Annotated in this window: 25 protein-coding genes and 1 pseudogene; 3 read left to right on the top strand and 23 right to left on the bottom strand. The window is 62.6% G+C overall.

Going from position 1 to position 20904, the window contains the following annotated elements:
- The 4 genes from FB597_RS07630 to petA form a co-directional block, all read right to left on the bottom strand.
- Positions 1–612 (bottom strand): glutathione S-transferase N-terminal domain-containing protein, encoded by a 612-nt coding sequence (locus FB597_RS07630; RefSeq protein WP_141913690.1) that lies wholly within the window; start codon positions 610–612, stop codon positions 1–3.
- 87 nt (positions 613–699) lie between these two features.
- A complete protein-coding gene (locus FB597_RS07625) occupies positions 700–1464 on the bottom strand; it encodes a cytochrome c1 (RefSeq protein ID WP_141913691.1) in 765 nt (254 codons plus the stop codon).
- Between the two features lie 24 nt (positions 1465–1488).
- Positions 1489–2895, bottom strand: coding sequence for a cytochrome bc complex cytochrome b subunit (locus FB597_RS07620; protein WP_141913692.1), 1407 nt, complete (start codon positions 2893–2895; stop codon positions 1489–1491).
- A gap of 2 nt (positions 2896–2897) precedes the next feature.
- On the bottom strand, positions 2898–3506 hold the full coding sequence (petA, locus tag FB597_RS07615; protein ID WP_141913693.1) for a ubiquinol-cytochrome c reductase iron-sulfur subunit: 609 nt from the start codon (positions 3504–3506) through the stop codon (positions 2898–2900).
- A 294-nt stretch (positions 3507–3800) separates the two neighbouring features.
- Between petA and mscL the strand changes: the two genes are divergently transcribed.
- On the top strand, positions 3801–4223 hold the full coding sequence (mscL, locus tag FB597_RS07610; RefSeq protein WP_141913694.1) for a large conductance mechanosensitive channel protein MscL: 423 nt from the start codon (positions 3801–3803) through the stop codon (positions 4221–4223).
- 96 nt (positions 4224–4319) lie between these two features.
- Here mscL and FB597_RS07605 read toward each other — a convergent pair whose 3' ends face one another.
- Positions 4320–5084: a Nif3-like dinuclear metal center hexameric protein gene (locus FB597_RS07605; protein ID WP_144768959.1), complete on the bottom strand. Its 765-nt coding sequence runs from the start codon at positions 5082–5084 to the stop codon at positions 4320–4322.
- A 23-nt stretch (positions 5085–5107) separates the two neighbouring features.
- Here FB597_RS07605 and FB597_RS07600 point away from each other — a divergent pair, with 23 nt between their 5' ends.
- Together FB597_RS07600 and FB597_RS07595 are read left to right on the top strand one after the other, a co-directional pair.
- Positions 5108–6286 carry a Do family serine endopeptidase gene (locus FB597_RS07600; protein ID WP_141913696.1) on the top strand — a complete coding sequence of 393 codons (1179 nt, stop codon included), beginning with the start codon at positions 5108–5110 and terminating at the stop codon, positions 6284–6286.
- Positions 6287–6371: 85 nt separating this feature from the next.
- Entirely contained in the window at positions 6372–7061 is a 690-nt protein-coding gene (locus FB597_RS07595) for a DUF2461 domain-containing protein (RefSeq protein WP_144768957.1), read from the top strand.
- A gap of 82 nt (positions 7062–7143) precedes the next feature.
- Here FB597_RS07595 and tatC read toward each other — a convergent pair whose 3' ends face one another.
- From tatC to FB597_RS07505, 18 genes and pseudogenes are all read right to left on the bottom strand, one after another.
- Positions 7144–7923, bottom strand: coding sequence for a twin-arginine translocase subunit TatC (tatC, locus tag FB597_RS07590; protein ID WP_141913698.1), 780 nt, complete (start codon positions 7921–7923; stop codon positions 7144–7146).
- Between the two features lie 288 nt (positions 7924–8211).
- Positions 8212–8736, bottom strand: coding sequence for a Sec-independent protein translocase protein TatB (gene tatB / locus FB597_RS07585; protein WP_144768955.1), 525 nt, complete (start codon positions 8734–8736; stop codon positions 8212–8214).
- Between the two features lie 182 nt (positions 8737–8918).
- Positions 8919–9125: a Sec-independent protein translocase subunit TatA gene (gene tatA, locus FB597_RS07580; protein WP_141913700.1), complete on the bottom strand. Its 207-nt coding sequence runs from the start codon at positions 9123–9125 to the stop codon at positions 8919–8921.
- Positions 9126–9205: 80 nt separating this feature from the next.
- Positions 9206–9586, bottom strand: coding sequence for a histidine triad nucleotide-binding protein (locus FB597_RS07575; RefSeq protein WP_141913701.1), 381 nt, complete (start codon positions 9584–9586; stop codon positions 9206–9208).
- A gap of 33 nt (positions 9587–9619) precedes the next feature.
- A complete protein-coding gene (locus FB597_RS07570) occupies positions 9620–9958 on the bottom strand; it encodes a phosphoribosyl-ATP diphosphatase (protein ID WP_144768953.1) in 339 nt (112 codons plus the stop codon).
- 119 nt (positions 9959–10077) lie between these two features.
- Positions 10078–10461 (bottom strand): annotated as a pseudogene (hisI, locus tag FB597_RS07565) (phosphoribosyl-AMP cyclohydrolase); the annotation flags it as partial.
- Entirely contained in the window at positions 10458–11222 is a 765-nt protein-coding gene (gene hisF, locus FB597_RS07560; protein WP_141913704.1) for an imidazole glycerol phosphate synthase subunit HisF, read from the bottom strand. The gene hisF and the pseudogene hisI, both read right to left, overlap by 4 nt.
- A gap of 25 nt (positions 11223–11247) precedes the next feature.
- On the bottom strand, positions 11248–12045 hold the full coding sequence (gene hisA / locus FB597_RS07555) for a 1-(5-phosphoribosyl)-5-[(5-phosphoribosylamino)methylideneamino]imidazole-4-carboxamide isomerase (protein WP_144768950.1): 798 nt from the start codon (positions 12043–12045) through the stop codon (positions 11248–11250).
- Positions 12046–12129: 84 nt separating this feature from the next.
- Entirely contained in the window at positions 12130–12768 is a 639-nt protein-coding gene (gene hisH / locus FB597_RS07550) for an imidazole glycerol phosphate synthase subunit HisH (protein ID WP_141913706.1), read from the bottom strand.
- A 39-nt stretch (positions 12769–12807) separates the two neighbouring features.
- Positions 12808–13404 (bottom strand): imidazoleglycerol-phosphate dehydratase HisB, encoded by a 597-nt coding sequence (gene hisB / locus FB597_RS07545; protein WP_050466674.1) that lies wholly within the window; start codon positions 13402–13404, stop codon positions 12808–12810.
- Positions 13405–13476: 72 nt separating this feature from the next.
- Complete coding sequence (hisC, locus tag FB597_RS07540) at positions 13477–14589, bottom strand: histidinol-phosphate transaminase (protein WP_144768948.1); 1113 nt, start codon at positions 14587–14589, stop codon at positions 13477–13479.
- Positions 14570–15385: a site-specific DNA-methyltransferase gene (locus FB597_RS07535; RefSeq protein ID WP_141913708.1), complete on the bottom strand. Its 816-nt coding sequence runs from the start codon at positions 15383–15385 to the stop codon at positions 14570–14572. Before FB597_RS07535 ends, hisC begins: the two co-directional genes overlap by 20 nt.
- 4 nt (positions 15386–15389) lie before the next feature.
- Positions 15390–16703 (bottom strand): histidinol dehydrogenase, encoded by a 1314-nt coding sequence (gene hisD / locus FB597_RS07530; RefSeq protein ID WP_144768946.1) that lies wholly within the window; start codon positions 16701–16703, stop codon positions 15390–15392.
- Positions 16704–16750: 47 nt separating this feature from the next.
- Entirely contained in the window at positions 16751–17401 is a 651-nt protein-coding gene (hisG, locus tag FB597_RS07525; RefSeq protein ID WP_144768944.1) for an ATP phosphoribosyltransferase, read from the bottom strand.
- 25 nt (positions 17402–17426) lie between these two features.
- Complete coding sequence (gene murA, locus FB597_RS07520; RefSeq protein ID WP_144768942.1) at positions 17427–18677, bottom strand: UDP-N-acetylglucosamine 1-carboxyvinyltransferase; 1251 nt, start codon at positions 18675–18677, stop codon at positions 17427–17429.
- A gap of 9 nt (positions 18678–18686) precedes the next feature.
- The gene (locus tag FB597_RS07515) at positions 18687–18923 is read right to left on the bottom strand and encodes a BolA family protein (protein ID WP_141913712.1); all 237 of its coding nucleotides are present in this window, start codon (positions 18921–18923) and stop codon (positions 18687–18689) included.
- A gap of 39 nt (positions 18924–18962) precedes the next feature.
- Positions 18963–19727 carry an ABC transporter permease gene (locus FB597_RS07510; protein ID WP_141913713.1) on the bottom strand — a complete coding sequence of 255 codons (765 nt, stop codon included), beginning with the start codon at positions 19725–19727 and terminating at the stop codon, positions 18963–18965.
- Complete coding sequence (locus tag FB597_RS07505; RefSeq protein ID WP_141914200.1) at positions 19724–20635, bottom strand: ABC transporter ATP-binding protein; 912 nt, start codon at positions 20633–20635, stop codon at positions 19724–19726. Before FB597_RS07505 ends, FB597_RS07510 begins: the two co-directional genes overlap by 4 nt.
- Between the last annotated feature and the right edge of the window lie 269 nt (positions 20636–20904).

Genomic DNA, 20904 nt, shown 5'->3' with positions numbered 1-20904 from the left:
TTAACGGCGCATGACCTTTTCCGACGGGGTCAGCGCTTCGATGTAGGCCGGGCGCGAGAAAATGCGCTCGGCGTACTTCATCAGCGGTGCTGCAGTCTTGGACAACTCGATGCCATAGTGATCCAGGCGCCACAACAGCGGGGCCAGCGCCACGTCCAGCATGGAGAATTCGTCGCCCAGCATGTACTTGTTCTTCAGGAACAGGGGCGCCAATTGGGTCAGGCGGTCACGGATTTCGTTGCGCGCCTTTTCCTGGTTCTTCTCGGCGGCCTTGGACTTCTCGTTCTCCAGCGTGTGCACGTGGATGAACAGCTCCTTCTCGAAGTTGAACAGCATCAGGCGGGCGCGGGCGCGCATGAGCGGGTCGGCCGGCATCAGTTGCGGATGCGGGAAACGCTCATCGATGTATTCATTGATGATGTTCGACTCGTACAGCACCAGGTCGCGCTCGACCAGGATCGGCACCTGGCCGTAGGGGTTCATGACGGAAATGTCTTCCGGCTTGTTGAACAGGTCAACATCGCGGATTTCGAAGTCCATGCCCTTCTCGAACAGGACAAGGCGGCAACGTTGCGAAAATGGGCAGGTCGTGCCCGAATAAAGAACCATCATTTTGTAGAGCCCTAAAAACAAAAGGGGGGCGAGACGCATAACGCTCACCCCGATACGCAATTCCGCAAACTTCGCGGAGTCGAGATTTTACTTGACGTTCTTCCAGTAGGAAGCGTTCAGACGCCAGGTCAGAACCAGGAAGACGCCCAGGAACAACAATACCCAGACGCCAAGCCGTTTACGCGTATTCTGCGCAGGTTCGGCCATCCACTCAAGATAACCGACCAGATCGGCGACGGCGCTATCATATTCGATTGCGCTCATCTTTCCCGGTTTGATCTGCTCGAATCCCGCGAATTTGTGGATAGTCTTGCCTTCGTCGTGGGGATCTTTCTCCTCGACGTACTTGGCGCCCCGGATTCCTTGCAATTCCCACAACACATGCGGCATGCCGACGTTGGGGAAAAGCATGTTGTTCCAGCCGGTGGGGCGGCTGTCGTCCTTATAATAACTGCGCAGGTAGGTATAAATCCAGTCCGGACCGGATCCAAGTCCCGATGCCTTGGCCCGCGCGATCACCGAAAGGTCCGGCGGCGTGGCCCCGAACCAGGCTTTGGCGTCCTGCGGCTGCATCGAAATTTTCATCAGATCTCCGACTTTTTCCCCTGTAAACAAGAGGTTATTCTTGATCTGGTCTTCCGACAGGCCGATGTCGCGCAGGCGGTTGTAGCGCATCGATGATGCCGCGTGGCAATTCAGGCAATAGTTGACGAACAGCTTGGCGCCATTTTGCAATGCAGAAACATCCTTGGTGCGATCCGGCGCATGATCCAGCGCAAAATCGCCCTCGTTGGCGCAAGCCAACGCCGGCAACAGCGCCAGCGTGGCGATCAGTCTCTTCAGCAATTTCATATTCTTGTCCTTTTGGCGGCTGGCTTAGTGCGGATGGTAGACGACACGGTCGGGCACCGGCTTGAACGTGCCGGCGGCGCTCCACCACGGCATCAGCAGGAAGAAGCCGAGGTAGATGATCGAGCAGACCTGTGAGATGACAGTACCGATGGCAGTCGGCGGCTGCACGCCCAGATAACCCAGCGCAATGAAGGCAATGCCAAAGACAAGGTAAATATATTTATGCCAGTCCGGACGGTAACGGATGGACTTGACCTGCGACTGGTCCAGCCAAGGCAAGCCGCCCAGGATCACCACCGACAGACCCATCAGCACCACACCCCAGAACTTGGCGTCGAACACCAGCATGCCGGCGATCACGGCCAGGCCGATGACGATGGCGGCGATCTTGAATGCCCCGGCCAGGCGCGACTTGAACACCAGCAGGGCGACATAGGCCGCCACCCCGGCGATCAGCCAGCCCATGAAGTCGGCCGTCGTGGCGCGCAGGATCGAATAGAACGGCGTGAAGTACCACACCGGCGCGATGTGCGGCGGCGTCTTGAGCGAATCGGCCGGGATGAAGTTGTTGTACTCCAGGAAGTAGCCGCCCATCTCCGGCGCGAAGAACACCACTGCCGAGAACACGATCAGGAAGATCGACACGGCGAAGATATCGTGCACCGAATAGTACGGGTGGAACGGCACGCCATCCAGCGGCACGCCGTTGGCGTCAAGCTTTTCCTTGATCTCGATGCCGTCTGGATTGTTCGAGCCGACTTCGTGCAGCGCGATGATGTGCGCCACCACCAGGCCGATCAGCACCAGCGGAATGGCGATCACGTGGAACGAGAAGAAGCGGTTCAGGGTAGCGTCCGACACCACGTAGTCGCCGCGGATCCACAGCGACAGGTCAGGGCCGATGAAGGGAATCGCGCCGAACAGGTTGACGATCACCTGCGCGCCCCAGTACGACATCTGTCCCCAGGGCAGCAGGTAGCCCATGAAGGCCTCGCCCATCAGGCACAGGAAGATCGCCACGCCGAACAGCCATACCAGCTCGCGCGGCTTGCGGTAGGAACCATAGAGCAGGCCGCGCACCATGTGCAGGTAGACCACGATGAAGAAGGCCGATGCGCCGGTCGAGTGCATGTAGCGCACCAGCCAGCCCCAGGGCACATCGCGCATGATGTATTCCACCGAGGCGAAGGCCAGGTTGGCGTCGGGCTTGTAGTGCATCACCAGGAAGATGCCGGTGACGATCTGGATCACCAGCACCAACAGCGCCAGCGAGCCGAAGGCGTACCAGAAATTGAAGTTCTTGGGCGCGTAATACTCGGAAAGATGGGCTTTCCAGGTCGAGGTCAGCGGAAAGCGGGCATCGATCCAGTTCAGCGCCTTGGCGGAAACCGGCGCATCGTCGGGCAGTTTCTTTTCGTGGAATGCACCCATAATCACGCCTCCCCTTTTTCGTCTTTGCCGATGACCAGCTTGCTGTCGCCTTCGAACATGTAACGCGGCACCTGGAGGTTGTCCGGGGACGGCTTGTTCTTGTAGACGCGTCCGGCAAGATCGAACGTGGAACCGTGGCAGGGGCACAGGAAACCGCCATGCCAGTCATCCGGCAGCGAAGGCTGCGGGCCCGATTGGAAACGTGCGCTGGGAGAGCAGCCCAGGTGCGGGCAGATGCCGACCACGACCAGGACATCCTTGCGGATGGAGCGCCATTCGTTGAGCGCATAGTCGGGCGTCTCGGAGAAATCGGTGCGCTTGGACTGCGGATCGGCCACGGCGCCATCGACCTGCTTGAGCGACGCCACCATCTCTGGGGTGCGCTTGAGAATCCAGACCGGCTTGCCGCGCCATTCCACGGTACGCATTTCACCGGGAGCCAAGGTTGAAATATCGACTTCAACCGGTGCGCCCGCAGCCTTGGCCCGTTCCGATGGCTGCAAGGTGGAGACAAAAGCTCCGGCAGTGGCCAACCCTGCTACACCGCCGGCCGCGCAAGTGGCAACAAGCAAACCGCGTCGACTTGCGTCGACCTGATTCTCATCCGTCATAAAGACCCCTATCTCCATATGTAAGTTAGCGTGGACCTTCTAAGTGACCCTCATGCAACTTTTGATTATATATAAGCTGAATAGGGTTTTGAAGCTAACGGGCAGTTATGGCGCCGACTGGCGCAAAAAACCGTTTGATGCAGCGCAACCTGTTGTCAATCTGATCTTTTCTCCTCTTATTTTGCGATGCCGCATAAAATGGCGGCCAATTTACTTTTCATCCGCGACGGGATATAACGCCCTAGCGCCATCCCTTCGTAGATAAACAGCAACCTTCCACAGGAGAAAACAACCATGAGCATGCTGAAAGACTTCCGCGCATTTGCGGTCAAGGGCAACGTAGTCGACCTCGCCGTCGGCGTCATCATCGGCGGCGCCTTCGGCAAGATCGTCGAATCCATGGTGCAAGACATCATCATGCCGGTCGTCGGCAAAATCTTCGGCGGCCTCGATTTCGCCAGCTACTACATCCCGCTCAACGGCCAACCCTACGGCTTGTCGCTGGTCGAGGCCAAGAAGGCCGGCGCGGTGTTCGCCTACGGCAATTTCGTGACCATCCTGATCAACTTCGTGATCCTGGCGTTCATCATCTTTCAGATGATTCGCATCATCAACAAGGCGCGCGACCTGACCGCCAAGCAAGAGGAAGCAGCGCCAGCGGCGCCGGCGGAAGACGTCCTGCTGCTGCGCGAAATCCGCGATGCGCTGAAGAAGTAAACCGGCAGCTCCGCCATCGGCAAGCCCGGGCGGGCTTGCTGGGGCAATACGCGGCGCCGGGGCCGCGCTCCCGGTCAATCCGCGCACAAACCGCGCTCAAACCGGATTATCGATGTCGATAAACCGGTGTTCGATACCGAAATGTTGCGCGGCATGCTCGCCCAGCGCCTGCACGCCATAGCGCTCGGTGGCGTGATGGCCGGCCGCGATATAGATGGTGCCGGTCTCGCGCGCCAGATGCACGGTAGGCTCGGAAATCTCGCCGCTGATGTAGGCCGAAGCGCCGGCCGCGATCGCATCGGCCAGCATGCCCTGCGCCGCGCCTGTGCACCAGGCAATGTCACCCAATGCCTGTTGCGGATCGCCGATCAGCAGCGGCATGCGTCCCAGGCGCTTTTCGATCAACGCGGCAAGATCGGCGGCGGTCTTCACCGAAGGCGAACTGCTGCGCCCGAGCCAACCCAGCTCATCGTCACCGAAACGGCCGCTAGCAGCCAGATCAAGCTGGCGCGCAAGCTGCGCGTTGTTGCCCAATTGCGGATGCGCATCCAGCGGGAGATGGTAGGCGAACAGGTTGACGTCATTGGAAAGCAGCAGCTTCAGCCTGCGCTGCCTGGTGCCGATCACCCGCATATCCTCGCCGCGCCAGAAATAACCGTGGTGGACCAGGATGGCGTCTGCCTTCAGATCGAGGGCGGCTTCGATCAGCGCCAGGCTCGCGGTCACGCCGCTGACGACCCGGGCAATCGCCGCCCGCCCTTCCACCTGCAGGCCGTTTGGGCAATAATCGCGGTATTGCCCGGCATTGAGCGTCTGGCCGAGATATTTCCCGAACTCGTCCCTGGTAACTTGCCGGCTCATTTTCATCCTCATCTGGTTTCTATATGCGACGTTTATGGTTGTTGTTTGCCCAAACCGTGACAATCGGTTTGGCGGTGTGGTTCATTGTAACGACCTTGAAGCCCGACTGGATATCCGGCACCTTCAGCTCCCGCGCACGCCCGGCGCAGTCCACGGTGCAAATGCAGGAAGCCGCCCCCGACGCGCCCGCGCTCAGCTCCTACCAGCACGCCGCGCGGCAGGCCATGCCATCCGTGGTGAACATCTTCACCACCATGGAGGCGCGTCCGCAAAAAAGCCCGTTCCAGAACGATCCCTTCTTCCGCAAGTTCTTCGGCGACCAGTTCGATGAGCAGCAGGACGACAAGCAGTCGAGCCTGGGCTCGGGCGTGATCGTCAGCCCGCAAGGCTACATCCTGACCAACAACCACGTGGTGGAAGCAGCCGACCAGATCGAAGTGGCGCTGGCCGATGGCCGCAAGGCGACCGCCAAGGTCGTCGGCATCGACCCTGAAACCGACCTGGCGGTGATCAAGATCGAGCTGCCCAACCTGCCGGCCATCACGCTGGGCCATCCCGAGAACAGTTCGGTGGGCGATGTGGTGCTGGCCATCGGCAACCCCTTCGGCGTGGGCCAGACCGTTACCATGGGCATCATTTCGGCGCTGGGGCGCAACCATCTCGGCATCAACACCTTCGAGAACTTCATCCAGACCGACGCCGCCATCAACCCCGGCAACTCCGGCGGCGCGCTGGTGGACACCAACGGCAACCTGCTCGGCGTCAACACCGCGATCTATTCGCGCACCGGCGGCAACCTGGGCATCGGCTTCGCCATCCCGATGTCGACCGCCAAGACCGTGATGGAAGCCATCATCAGCCACGGCCAGGTGGTGCGCGGCTGGATCGGCGTCGAACCGCAAGACATCACGCCCGAACTGGCCGAAAGCTTCGGCCTGGGCAAGAAGACCGGCGCCATCATCGCCGGCGTGCTCAAGGGCGGCCCGGCCGACCGCGCCGGCATGAAGCCGGGCGACATCCTGGTCAGCATCGAAGGCAAACCGGTCTCCGACACCACCGAGATGCTCAACGTGATCGCCCAGCTCACGCCCGGCCAGAACATTGCCATGACGGTGCTGCGCCGGGCCCAGGAAACCAAGCTCAGCATCACCGTAGGCAAGCGTCCGCCGCCGCCCAGAAGCGAAGACAGCGACGAAGAATAAGAAAAGCCGGAAGGGCTAGAATGCCCGATACCACGCGCCACCACAGCGGGGCGCGGCCATCGCCATCACAAGGAGATCGAACAAGATGCACGTGCGCGACCTGACCCAGTTCCTGGCCGAACTATCCGAGAACAACAACCGCGCCTGGTTTGTGATGAACAAGCCGCGCTACGACATCCTGCGCGAAGAGTTCCTGGCGCTGACCACGCAGCTGATCGCCGACATCGCCAAATTCGATCCCGCCATCGCCGGCTGCAATCCCAAGAAGGCCTTGTTTCGCATCAACCGCGACATGCGCTTTTCGCACGACAAGAGCCCGTACAAGACCCACTTCTCCGCGGCCATCACCGCCAGCGGCCTGAAAAAACCCAGCCAGGGCGGCGGCCCGGCCTATTACTTCCACATCGACGCGGACGGCAAGCTGCTCATCGCAGGCGGCGAATACATGCCGCCACCGGATCGCCTGCGCGCCATCCGCAACCATGTCATCAGCGACGCATCAGGCTTCAACAAGATGCGCAAGAACAAGAAACTGGTGGAGACCTACGGCGACCTGCAAGACGAAGGCAAGCTGGTGCGCCCGCCCAAGGGCTTCGACCCGGACAGCCCGAATATCGAATACGTGAAGCTGAAAAGCTTCATCGTGTGGACCGAAACCAGCATCAAGAAGAAAGTGCCGACCGACCTGAAAAAGGATGTGCTGGCCGGCTTCAAGGATGCCTATCCGCTGGTGAACTGGCTGCGCAATATTCCGCTGCCGATAGCGGAAGAATAAACGCATAAACGCCCGGGAAAGCCCGAATGTAAAAAAGCCCGCGCATGCAAATGCGGCGGGCTTTTTTACTTCTGGCGGGAGCCTACTCGGCAGCGGAGGATTTGGCCTCTTCGCCATCCGGCGCGCGCGTGGCGCGTTCGAAGATGGGCGCCACAATCAGGCCTATCTCGTACAGCAGCACCAGGGGTACGGCCAGCATCAGCTGGCTCATGACGTCGGGCGGCGTCACCACGGCGGCGACCACAAACGCGCCGACGATCACGTAAGGACGGATCTGCTTGAGTTTCTGCAACGGCACCAGGCCCATGCGCACCAGCACGATCACGATCACCGGCACTTCGAAAGTGACCCCGAAGGCGACGAACATGGTCAGCACGAAGTCGACGTAGCTGTCGATGTCCGGCGCCACCGAGACCGACTTGGGCGCGAAGTTGTTGATGAACGGGAACACCACGCCGAACACGAAGAAATAGCAGAACGCCACGCCGATGACGAACAGCAGCGAGGATGAAATCACCAGCGGCGCGATCAGTTTCTTTTCATGCGCATACAGGCCCGGGGCGACGAAGGCCCATAGCTGGTACAACACCCAGGGCAGCGAAAGCAGCACTGCCACCAGCATGGTGACCTTGATCGGGATCAGGAAGGGCGTGATGACGCCGGTGGCGATCATCTTGCTGCCGACCGGCAGCGCGTGGATCATCGGCGCGGCCAGCACGTCGAAGATGTGGGCCGCGAAAGGCATCATGCACAGGAAGACCACCAGCACCACCGCCGCGGCCTTGACGACGCGGCTACGCAGTTCGATCAGGTGCGAGATGAAGCTGTCTTCGGTGCCGGCCGTATTGTTTTCTTCAGCCATGGAGTTTGCTGCGCAAAAGTAAGGTGAGGAAGCGGGGTGCCGTCGGGATTAAACCTAGATCCGGCAGTTGAATGTGTTCGCCGGTGCCGTGATCGGCGTGCCAGGCAAGGCGCGACGACGCGGCGCACTACTGTGTGCAAGGAGGAGCAACGTCGCATGGCGCGGTGAGCACGGTGCCGGCGAATGCATAGCGCTCTCACCAACAAGGAGAGCGGTATTGATTCGGATAATGCTTGTGTTCATGCGGATTTCCAAGGAGATAGCAAGCGGTCAACTGCTGGATCTAGGTTAAAAGAAACCGGCCGACTTGCCGGCGCCGATCGGACGATATTTTGCCACTCGCGCCGAGGCCGAGATGACGCGCGTCTTGCGCCCGCTCTGGTGCTTGTACCAGGCCGGGACGGCGGTGGTGCGCGCCAGTTTCTTGCGGCGGAATGCCTTGGCCTTGATCGAGAGCATGTCGGCATTGGGCGTGCGGCTCCAGCTGCTTGCGTCCGCTGCGGCGCTGTCGCCGGCCGCAGCGCCGTCACTGCCGCTCCAGGCGTCGTTGAGCGATGCTTCGGTGTCGGACATGCTCTTGTGGATGCTGCCCGACACATCGCTGGCGGCCTGCTCCACATCCTTTTGCATCTTGCGCAGCTCGTCCAGCTCGATCTCGCGGCTGACCTCGCTCTTGACGTCGTTGATGTAGCGCTGCGCGCGGCCGAACAGGGTGCCGGCCATGCGCGCCACCTTGGGCAGCCGCTCGGGGCCGATCACGACCAGCGCGACCACGCCGATCAGGGCCAGCTTGGAAAGGCCGATATCAATCATGGGTCTTGGACATTAATGACAAAGTACGCCAGGCAAAGTACGACAGGCTAGGCGCAACGAGGCGCGGTGGACGCGCCCGCCACACCAGCGGCGAACGCGGAAATCTGGAGGCGGCCTGCAACGCGTCCCTCGCGCATGCGGCATAGCGCCGACGCACCGGAGGCGCAACAGGCGCCGCTTGATCAGCTGCCGGACTTGTCTTTTTCCTTGGCCTGGACATCGATGGCCTGATCCTTGGCCGGCTCGTCTTCAGCGCCCTTGACGCCATCCTTGAAACCCTTGACGGCCTTGCCCAGGTCGGAGCCCATGTTGCTGAGCTTCTTAGTGCCGAAAACCAGCATGACGATCACCAGAACAATCAGCCAATGCCAAATACTGAACGAACCCATTCTCTTCTCCTAAGCGGACATCCCTGCCCTGTCTACAAAACGTTCCTTGTCTCTGCCGGCGCTGCATGCGCGCCGGCTCATTATTGTTGCACGAAGCGTACCCGCCACGGGTGCGGGCCGCCAATGACGTGCATATGCAGATGGTACACCTCCTGCCCGCCATCCGGTCCGGTATTGAACAGCGTCTTGAACCCGCCGCTGCGGTTGCCGTCGGCGTCGAGCTGGAAGCCGCAACCCTGCTCGGCCGCCAGCCTGGGCGCGAGCAGCGCCATTTTACCCAACAAGGCGGCCTCCCCGGGACCGCAATCGGACAGCGTGGCGATATGCCGGCGCGGCACGATCAGGAAATGCACCGGCGCAGCCGGGTTGATGTCATGGAAGGCAATCAGATCCTCATCTTCGTACAGCTTCTTCGACGGGATTTCACCGGCGGCGATCTTACAGAAAATGCAATTGTCCAAACCGTTCTCCTGCGTAGATAGGGGGGATGGCGCTCAATCCTTGCGCGCGGCTTTTTCTTCCAGGCCGGAAAGGCCTTCGCGGCGCGCCAGCTCGTCGAGCACGTCCTGGGGTTTCAGGTCGAACTGGGCCAGCATCACCATGGAATGGAACCAGAGGTCGGCGCACTCGTAGAGCACCTTGGACTTGTCGCCCGAGACCCGGGCATCCTTGGCGGCCATCACGGTTTCGGTGGCTTCCTCGCCGATCTTCTTGAGGATGGCGTCGTCGCCCTTGGCAAACAGCTTGGCGACATACGATTTTTCAGGGTTGCCGCCGTTGGCCAGCTTGCGCGACTCGATGACTTCGGCCAGGCGCTTCAATGTTTCGCTCATGATTCGCTCTTGCCCGGTTCGGTATCCTTGGCCGCGTCAGCGGTCTTGCGCGTGCGCCTGGGCTTGTCCGCGGCCTTCTCGGCCTTGGCCACAGGCGCGCCGCCGGCGCCCGGCGGCAAATCCTTCAATACCGGCTCGACGGTCAGCCATTCGCCATTGTCGGCGCTGCCGTCGAACTTCTGGAAGAAACAGGAATGGCGGCCGGTGTGGCAGGCGATGCCGGCCACCTGCTCGACCTTGAGCAGCACCACGTCTTCGTCGCAGTCGAGGCGGATCTCGTGCACCTTCTGGAAGTGGCCGGACTCCTCGCCCTTGTGCCACAGCTTCTTGCGCGAGCGGCTCCAGTAGACGGCCTGGCCGATCTCAACCGTCCTGGCCAGCGCCTCGCGGTTCATCCAGGCGAACATCAGCACGTCGTTGCTGCCGACTTCCTGGGTGATCACCGGCACCAGACCGACCTCATCCCATTTGACCTTGTTCAGCCACTTGGCGCTGATGCTCATGCCAGCCTCATTGGAATGTTCTGGTCGGCCATGAAGCGCTTGGCTTCCTGCACGGTGTGCTGGCCATAGTGGAAGATGCTGGCGGCCAGCACCGCATCGGCACGGCCGCGGGTAATGCCGTCGGCCAGGTCCTGCAGGCCGCCGACGCCGCCCGAGGCGATCACCGGAATGCTCACCGCTTCCGATACCGCGCGCGTGAGATCGAGGTCGAAACCGCTCCTGGTGCCGTCGCGGTCCATGCTGGTCAAGAGAATCTCGCCGGCGCCCAGGCGCGCCATGTTGCGCGCCCATTCGACCGCATCCAGGCCGGTGGCCTTGCGGCCGCCGTGGGTGTAGACCTCCCACTTGCCGTCGCCGGCACGCTTGGCGTCGATCGCCACCACGATGCATTGCGAACCGTACTTGCTGGCGGCATCGGCCACCAGTTGCGGGTTGGTGACGGCGGAAGTGTTGATGCCGACCTTGTCGGCGCCGGCGTTGAGCAGGCGGCGCACATCGTCGACCGCGCGCACGCCGCCGCCCACCGTCAGCGGGATGAAGACCTGCGAGGCGACCGCTTCGATGATGTCGAGGATCAGGTCGCGGCCATCGGAGGAAGCGGTGATGTCGAGGAAGGTCAGCTCGTCGGCGCCCTGCTCGTCATAACGCCGCGCGATCTCCACCGGATCGCCGGCATCGCGCAGTTCGAGAAAATTGACCCCCTTCACGACGCGGCCGGCGGTCACGTCGAGACAGGGGATGATGCGTTTTGCGAGGGCCATCTTGTTTGCTACCTTATGTGCTGCATCAGTCGCCGCCGGCTTCGGTATCCGCGCCTTCGGCTTGCGTCAGTTCGTCGGCGCGATCCTGCGCGCTGCGCAGGTCCAGCGTGCCTTCATAGATCGAGCGGCCGCAGATGACCGCCTCGATGCCCTCATCCTCCACGCCGCACAGCGCTTCCACATCCTTGATGTTATGCACGCCGCCCGAGGCGATGATGGGGATCGACACCGCCTGCGCCAGGCGCACGGTGGCTTCGATGTTGACGCCGCCCATCATGCCGTCGCGGCCGATGTCGGTATAGACGATGGCTTCGCAGCCATAGCCCTCGAACTTCTTGGCCAGGTCGATCACCTCGTGGCCCGACAGCTTGCTCCAGCCGTCAGTGGCGACCTTGCCGTCCTTGGCGTCCAGACCGACGATGATCTGGCCGGGGAAGGCGCTGCAGGCGTCATGCAGGAAACCGGGGTTCTTCACCGCCGCGGTGCCGATGATGATGTAGGACAGGCCGTCATCCAGGTAGCGCTCGATGGTATCGAGATCGCGGATGCCGCCGCCCAGTTGCACGGGAATCTCTTCGACGCCGTTTTCCTCGGCGTAGGCGGCAACGACCTTGAGGATCGACTTGACCGCCGCCTCGTTCTTGGGCTTGCCCGCGAACGCACCGTTCAGGTCGACCAAGTGCAGGCGGCGGGCGCCTTGCTTGAGCCAGTGCAGGGCCATTTCCGCCGGGTCTTCGGAGAAAACGGTGGCTTGTTCCATATCGCCTTGTTTCAGGCGGACGCAATGACCGTCTTTCAGGTCGATGGCGGGTATCAGCAGCATGGCTACGGTATGACTATCTGTAAAAGGAGTTTGTGGGCAAGGCAGGCCCGGCAGGATTTGCCGGACTTGCCTTAAATACAAAAATCAGGGCTTCCAGTGTACGAAATTCCGATACAGCTGCAAACCCGCGGCGGCACTTTTTTCCGGGTGGAACTGGGTTGCAAAGATATTATCGCGGGCCACCGCGCAAGCGAAGTCGCGGCCGTAAGGAGTCTGGCCGACCACCTGCGCCTGGTCCGCGGGGACGGCATAGAAACTGTGCACGAAATAGAAGAAGGCATGGTCCGCAATTCCTTCCCACAGCGGATGCGGCGCCGTCTGGCGCACATGGTTCCAGCCCATCTGCGGCACCTTGTAGCGCGAACCGTCGTCCTGCAGCAGGCCGTCCAGCTCAAAACGCACCACCTTGCCCGGCAACAGCCCCAGGCCGGGGGTATCGCCTTCTTCGCTCCAGTCGAACAGCATCTGCTCGCCCACGCACACGCCGAACAGCGGCTTGCTGCGCGAGGCCTCGACCACCGCTTCCTGCAGGCCGGACTCGCGCAGGCAGCGCATGCAGTCGGGCATGGCGCCCTGGCCGGGCAGCACCACGCGGTCGGCATTGCGGATGTCGGCGACTTCGCCGGAAATGCGCACGTCGGCTTCCGGCGCGACATGGCGCAGGGCTTGCGCTACCGAGCGCAGGTTGCCCATGCCGTAATCCACTACAACAATTTTGTTCATATCGGAAAGTCCGGCGCACAGCGCGCCGGATACTGGTGATTACAAGCTGCCCTTGGTGGATGGAATCGTGCCGGCGGCGCGCTCGTCGAGCTCGATGGCCATGCGCAGCGCGCGGCCGAACGCCTTGAACACGGTCTCGCACTGGTGGTGCGCATTGATGCCGCGCAGGTTGTCGATGTGCAGGGTCACCTGCGCATGATTGACGAAACCGTGGAAGAACTCGCTGGTCAGGTCGACATCGAACGCGCCGATCATCGAACGGGTGAACGGGATGTGGTATTCCAGGCCGGGACGGCCGGAGAAGTCGATCACCACGCGCGACAGCGCTTCGTCCAGCGGCACGTAGGCATGGCCGTAGCGGCGGATGCCCTTCTTGTCGCCGATGGCCTTGGCGAAGGCCTGGCCCAGGGTGATGCCCACGTCTTCCACCGTGTGGTGCGCGTCGATATGCAGATCGCCCTTGGCTTCGATATCAAGGTCGATCAGGCCGTGGCGCGCGATCTGGTCCAGCATGTGGTCAAGGAAGGGCACGCCGGTATCGAGCTTTTGCTTGCCGGTTCCGTCCAGGTTGATCGCGACGCGGATCTGCGTCTCGTTGGTGTTGCGGACGACTTCCGCGGTTCTGGGTGTAGACATGGTCAGGGTAAAGCGGGATTCAAACGAAAGGGTTCTGCAAAGATGGTTCCGGATGCGCCGGCCGCAAGTGCCTCATTGCGCTTGCAGCGCCAGTTTCAGCGCCGTCAGGAAAGCGGTATTTTCTTCTTGTGTGCTAACGGTAATACGCAAACAGTTGTGCAGCAATGCATGCATTTTACCGGCATTTTTGACCAGCACCTTACCGGCGAGCAAAGCGCCGAAAACTTTCTCGGCATCCGGGACCCGGATCAGCACGAAGTTGGCGGCCGACGGGAATACCTCCACCCCGTCCAGCGCCGCCAGTTGCGCCATCAGGTCGGCGCGGCCGCTACGCAGCGCCGCAGCCTGCGCTTCCAGCACGTCGAGATGCTCCAGCATGAACAGCGCGGCCGCCTCGGTCAATACATTGATGTTATACGGTGGGCGCACCTTGTCGAATTCGCGCAACAGCGCCGGCGCGGCCGACATATAGCCCAAGCGAATGCCGGCCAGCCCCAGCTTGGACACCGTGCGCATCACCACCAGATTGTTGAACTGCGGCAATGCCTGCATCAGGCTGGCCTGGGCAAACGGCTGGTAAGCCTCGTCCACCACCACCAGGCCATACGGCGCGGCGGCTTGCACGATGCGCAGGATGTCGTCCGCGTCGAACAGCGTGCCGGTCGGGTTGTTGGGATAGGAAAGATAGGTGAGCGCCGGGCGATGCAGCTCCAGCGCCGCCAGCATCGCCGGCAGATCCAGCGTGAAGTCGGCGCGCAGCGGCACGCCGACATAGTCCAGCCCGGCCGCCAGCGCCGACACCTGATACATCACGAAGCTGGGCTCCGGCGCCAGCACCTTGCGGCCGGGCACGGCGCAGGCCATCGACAGGATGGAAATCAGCTCGTCCGAACCATTGCCCAGCAGCACGTCATAGCCGTCCGGCACGCCCAGCTTGCTGCAGATCGCCTCTTTCAAGCGCACATACCCCGGCACCGGGTAACGGTTCAGTTCCGCCTGCGCCAGCCGCTGCGCCAGGGCCTGGCGCAGCTCGGGCGGCAGGAGGTAGGGATTCTCCATCGCATCCAGCTTGAGCATGCCCTCGGCGTCAGGCACGTGATACGCCTGCCAGCCGCGCACCAGCGGACGGATCACGCTGGCAATCAAGGGGGCGCAGGAGCTTGGGTCAGCCGGTGACTTGTTCATCTTGTTGGCTCGCAGGTTCCAGCGCCTCAAGGCGCTGGCGGATCAGTTCGCAGTAATCGGGATTGAGTTCGAAGCCGGCGAAACGCCGGCCGCAGCGGCGCGCCGCCACCGCCGTGGTGCCGCTGCCCATGAACGGGTCGAGCACCACGCCGTCCGGCGGACAGGACGCCTTGATCATGCGCTCGACGATCTCCAGCGGCTTTTGCGTGGGATGGTCGGCGCGCTCCTTGTGTTCGCGGTGCAGGCGCGACACGCTCCAGACATCCTTGGGGTTGTAGCCCATCTCCAGCCACTTGGCGCCGACGAAGATGGCGCGCGAACGCGCCTTCTTGGTCTGCTCGTCGTAAGGGATGCGGATGGCGTCGAGGTCGAAGAAATAATCCTTCGCGCGCGCAAAGAAACCGATGGTGTCGTGCACCGAGGAGTAACGCCGGGTGCTGCCGCCCATGGAGGGCACGCGGCGATCCCAGACGATCTCGTTGATCATGGTCATGCGCTGCTTCAACATGACGAAGATCTCCGGCGAATAGCGCCAGGTCAAAAAGATGTAGAGACTGCCGTTGGCCTTGAGCTTGGGCAGCGCGGCATCGATCCATTGCTCGGTCCAGGCCAGGTATGCGGCGGTGTCGAGCTTGTCGGAATCGTTGCCGTAGTCCTTGCCCAGCCCGTAGGGCGGGTCGGCGATCAGGAGGTCGATGCTGCCGTCCGGAATACGCTGCAACCCCTGCAGCGCATCCTCGCAATGCACGCGATCCAGCCAGCCTTCGCCTGCAAACGGGTCGGAGGCAGCCGTCATCGCATCACTTCAGGCGCAGTTCGGCGGAACGGGCGTGCGCCTGCAAGCCCTCGCCATAGGCCAGTTCCGCGGCGATCTTGCCCAGCGTCTGGGCGCCGGCTTCAGACACCCGGATCAGGCTTGAGCGCTTCTGGAAGTCGTACACGCCCAGCGGCGACGAAAAGCGCGCAGTGCGCGAAGTCGGCAGCACGTGGTTGGGGCCGGCGCAGTAGTCGCCCAGCGCTTCGGACGAAAAACGGCCGAGGAACATGGCGCCGGCGTGGCGGATCCGGTCGGCCCAGCGTTGCGGATCTTCGGTGGAGATTTCCAGGTGCTCGGCGGCGATCATGTTGGCGATCTCGCAGGCCTCTTCCATGTCGCGCACTTTCACCAGCGCGCCGCGGTCGGTCAGCGAAGTGCGGATTACATCCTTGCGCGGCATGGCGTCGAGCAACTTGTTGATCGAGACTTCGACCTTGGCGATGTAATCAGCGTCCGGGCACAGCAGGATGGATTGCGCCAGCTCGTCGTGCTCGGCCTGCGAGAACAGATCCATGGCGATCCAGTCCGGGTCGGTGCTGCCGTCGCACACCACCAGGATCTCGGAAGGCCCGGCAATCATGTCGATGCCGACCACACCGAACACGCGGCGCTTGGCAGCGGCCACGTAGGCGTTGCCGGGGCCGACGATCTTGTCCACCTGCGGGATGGTCGCCGTGCCATAGGCCAGCGCGCCGACCGCCTGCGCGCCGCCGATGGTGAACACGCGGTCCACGCCGGCGATCGCGGCGGCGGCCAGCACCAGTTCGTTCTTCACGCCATCCGGCGTGGGCACCACCATGATGACTTCCTGCACGCCGGCCACCTTGGCCGGGATCGCGTTCATCAGCACCGACGAGGGATAGGCCGCCTTGCCGCCCGGCACGTAGATGCCGACGCGGTCCAGCGGCGTGACCTTCTGGCCCAGCTCGGTGCCGTCAGCCTCGCGGTACAGGAAACCGTCGGAGCCGCACTCCTTCTTCTGGCGCTCGTGGTAGGCGCGCACGCGGTCGGCGGCGGCTTGCAGCGCCGCACGGCGCGTCTCGGACAGGCCGGCCAATGCCGCCTGCAAGGCTTCCTTGCCGATTTCCAGCGCGGCCAGCGAGGCTGCCTGCACGCGGTCGAAACGCTGCGTGTACTCCAGCACGGCGGCGTCGCCGCGCACCTTGACATCGGCCAGAATGCCGGCGGCGGCGCGGTCAATGGCCTCGTCCTCGCTGGCTTCGAAGGCCAGCACGGCCGACAGCTTGTCGCGGAAGCCGGCGTCGGCGGAATCGAGTTTTCGGATGGCAATGCTCATGGGGTCACCTGCAATACGGCTGGGTTCGGCTTGGTTTCGTTACGGTCTTACTTGCCTTTGGACGCCTTCTCGAAGGCGTCGAGGATGGGCTGCAGGCGTTCGCGCTTCAACTTCAGCGCAGCCTGGTTGACCACCAGGCGCGAAGAGATGTCGATGATGTGCTCGACTTCCACCAGCTTGTTGGCGCGCAGCGTGCCGCCGGTGCTGACCAGGTCGACGATGGCGTCCGACAGACCCACCAGCGGGCCCAGCTCCATCGAGCCGTACAGCTTGATCAGGTCGACGTGCACGCCCTTGGCGGCGAAGTGCTCGCGCGCGGTCTTGACGTATTTGGTCACCACCCGCAGGCGCGCGCCCTGGCGCACCGCGTTGGCGTAGTCGAAGCCTTCCTGCACCGCCACCGACAGGCGGCACTTGGCGATGTTGAGGTCGATCGGCTGGTACAGGCCTTCGCCGCCATGCTCCAGCAGCACGTCCTTGCCGGCCACGCCGAAGTCGGCCGCACCGTATTGCACGTAGGTCGGCACGTCGGAGGCGCGCACGATGATCACGCGCACGTCGGGGTCGTTGGTCGGCAGGATCAGCTTGCGCGACGATTCCGGGTCTTCGGCTACGGTGATGCCGGCGGCTTTCAGCAGCGGCAGGGTTTCTTCGAAAATGCGGCCCTTGGACAGCGCCAGCGTCAGTTGTTGGGTCATGTTGTCTGCTTCGGATCCGGTGCCGTTACTTGATGCGCTCGATGTCGGCGCCGATGGCCGACAGCTTGGCTTCCATGCGGTCGTAGCCGCGGTCGAGGTGGTAGATGCGCTCGACCACGGTCTCGCCTTGCGCGGCCAGGCCGGCAATCACCAGCGAGGCGGAAGCGCGCAGGTCGGTCGCCATCACCGGCGCGCCGATGAATTTGTCCACGCCCCTGACGATGGAAGTGTTGCCTTCGATGTCGATGGCCGCGCCCAGGCGGTTGAGCTCCTGCACATGCATGAAGCGGTTTTCGAAGATGGTTTCGGTGACGTGGCTGGTGCCGTCGGCGATGCAGTTGAGCGCCATGAACTGCGCCTGCATGTCGGTCGGGAAACCGGGGTATTCGGTGGTGCGAAAGCTCACTGCCTTGGGACGCGCGGCCATCTGGATACGGATCCAGTCCTCGCCCGAGGTGAGGATGGCGCCGGCTTCGCGCAGCTTGTCCAGCGCCGCGTCGAGCAGGCCGGAACGGGTGCGGCGCAGCGTGACGTCGCCGCCGGCGGCGGCGACGGCGCACAGGAAAGTGCCGGTCTCGATGCGGTCGGCGATCACTTCATGGGCGGCGCCGTGCAGCTTGTCCACGCCCTGGATCACCAGGCGATCGCTGCCGATGCCTTCGATCTTGGCGCCCATCTTCACCAGCAGGTTGGCCAGGTCGCCCACCTCCGGTTCGCGCGCGGCGTTTTCCAGCACGGTCTCGCCCTCGGCCAGCGCCGCGGCCATCAGCAGGTTCTCGGTGCCGGTGACGGTGATCATGTCGGTGACGATGCGCGCGCCCTTGAGGCGCTTGGCCTTGGCATAGATGTAGCCGGCGTCGATGTGGATCTCGGCGCCCATGGCTTGCAAGCCCTTGATGTGCTGGTCCACCGGACGCGAGCCGATGGCGCAACCGCCCGGCAGCGACACCTTGGCTTCGCCGAAGCGCGCCAAGAGCGGGCCCAGCACCAGGATGCTGGCGCGCATGGTCTTGACCAGTTCATACGGCGCTTCCAGCTTGGTGATGTCGTTGCCGTTGAGCACGGTCTCGTCGCCGTTTTCCTGCACGCGCAGGCCCATCTGCTTCATCAGCTTGGTGATGGTGAGCACGTCCTGCAGGTGCGGGATGTTCTTCAGGCGCAGGTCGTCGGCCGTCAGCAAACCGGCGCACAGGATGGGCAGCGCCGCGTTCTTGGCGCCGGAGATGGTGACTTCGCCGGAGAGGCGCTTGCCGCCGCGGATTGCGAGCTTGTCCATGTTCTTGCCTTATTTCTGGAATTCTTCGGGAGTGAGGGTCTTCATCGACAGCGCGTGGATCTCTTCGCGCATGCGGTCGCCCAGCGCGGCGTAGACCAGCTGGTGGCGCTGGATCAGGCGCTTGCCGGCGAAGGCGTCGGAAACGATGACGGCATTGAAATGCTGGCCGTCGCCTTCGACTTCGATATGCCGGCACTCAAGGCCGGCGACGATATAGCTTTTGACGAGTTCGGGTGTGGGTAGCATGGTTCGGCTCTTCACTGGGTTCGATAAGGGGCCGGCGCTTCAGTGCGAACCGGCGCGCAGCTTGTAACCGCTCTTGAGCAGGCGCACCGCCAGCGTGGCCAGCGCCACGAAGAACACGGTCACGATGCCAAGGCTGGTCATGGGATTGATGTCGGACTGGCCGAAGAAGCCGTAGCGAAAGCCATCGATCATATAAAAAAACGGGTTGAAATGCGACACCGCCTGCCAGAACGGCGGCAGCGAGTGTATCGAATAGAACACGCCGGCCAGGAAGGTCAGCGGCACGATCAGGAAATTCTGGAACGCCGCCAGCTGGTCGAACTTCTCGGCCCAGATGCCGGCCACCAGGCCCATCGTGCCCAGGATCGCCGCGCCCAGCAGGGCGAACGCCAGAATCCACAGCGGCGCCACGAAATCCAGGTGACCGAACCAGGCGGTGACGACGAACACGCCGGCGCCGACGACCAGGCCGCGCACCACCGCCGCCAGCACATAGCCGCCGAACAGTTCCCAGTGCGACAGCGGCGTCAACAGCACGAACACCAGATTGCCGGTGATCTTGGACTGGATCAGCGAGGACGAACTGTTGGCGAAGGCGTTCTGCAGCACGCTCATCATCACCAGGCCGGGCACCAGGAAACCGGTGTACTGCACGCCGGGATAGACCTGCACGTGGTCTTGCAGCACGTGGCCGAAGATCAGCAGGTACAGCAGCGCGGTCATGATGGGTGCGGTCACGGTCTGCGTCGCCACCTTCCAGAAACGCAGGATTTCCTTGTAGAACAGGGTCTGGAAGCCGGTCATTTTTCATCTCCCATGATCTGGATGAACACGTCTTCCAGGTCGGCTTGCTGCAATTGCATGTCGTCGATCTCGGCGCCCGCGGCACGCAGCGCGGCCAGGATCGGCTCGACTTCCCGGTAGTCGTTCACGCGCAGCGTGTATTTATTGCCCGACAACAGCTCTTCGGGATGGGTTACCAACGCCTTGAGCGCGTCCGGCAGGGTGCCGTTCTTCAAGCGCAGCGCCAGTTGCGAACCGGAAATGCGCCTGATCAGGCCTTCGGTGGAGTCCAGCGCCACCACGCGGCCGAACTTGAGCATGGCGATGCGGTTGCACAGCGCCTGCGCCTCTTCCAGGTAGTGGGTGGTCAGCACGATGGTGTGGCCCTCGCGGTTCAGGCGACCGATGAACTTCCACAGCGTCTGGCGCAGCTCCACGTCCACCCCGGCGGTCGGCTCGTCCAGCACGATCACCGGCGGTTTGTGCACCAGCGCCTGCGCCACCAGCACGCGCCGCTTCATGCCGCCCGAGAGGGCGCGCATGTTGGTGTCGGCCTTGTTGGTGAGGTCGAGGTTTTCCATGACCTCGTCGATCCACTTGTCGTTGTTCTTCAGGCCGAAATAGCCGGACTGCATGCGCAAGGTTTCGCGCACGGTGAAGAAGGGATCGAACACCAGCTCCTGCGGCACCACGCCCAGCTTCATGCGCGCGGCGCGATAGTCGGCGACCACATCGTGGCCGTGGATGGCGACGTTGCCGGAGTCGGCCCGGTTCAGGCCGGCGATGATGGAGATCAGCGTGGTCTTGCCGGCGCCGTTGGGGCCGAGCAAACCGAAGAATTCGCCTTCTTCGATCGCCAGCGAAACGCCGCCCAGCGCTTGCAGCGACTGGTAGCGTTTCTTGATGTCATTGATTTGCAAAGCGGCCATATTGCCGATAGCCCGTTTCATTCGTTACTTGCAAGAAAGAATAAGGTGGCAGGAATTCGCCCTGCCGGCCTCGCCCTGGCATCCTGGCGCGGCCGCCGTGGCGGCCGTCGCGTCCCTGCGGATGCCTTGTGATGTCATTGGATGGATCGCCGCGCCGCTGCGCCATGGGGCCATGCAAGGCACGCCGAAGTGGCACAGAACCAGCGCCATGAACTGGCGGTAAAACAGGAGATTATAGGGGAATTCGATTTTCCGGGCCGGACTGCCGC

The organism is Herbaspirillum sp. SJZ099, from assembly GCF_007828355.1.
Taxonomy (GTDB): domain Bacteria; phylum Pseudomonadota; class Gammaproteobacteria; order Burkholderiales; family Burkholderiaceae_D; genus Herbaspirillum.
This window is presented reverse-complemented; position numbering and strand designations above follow the sequence as displayed.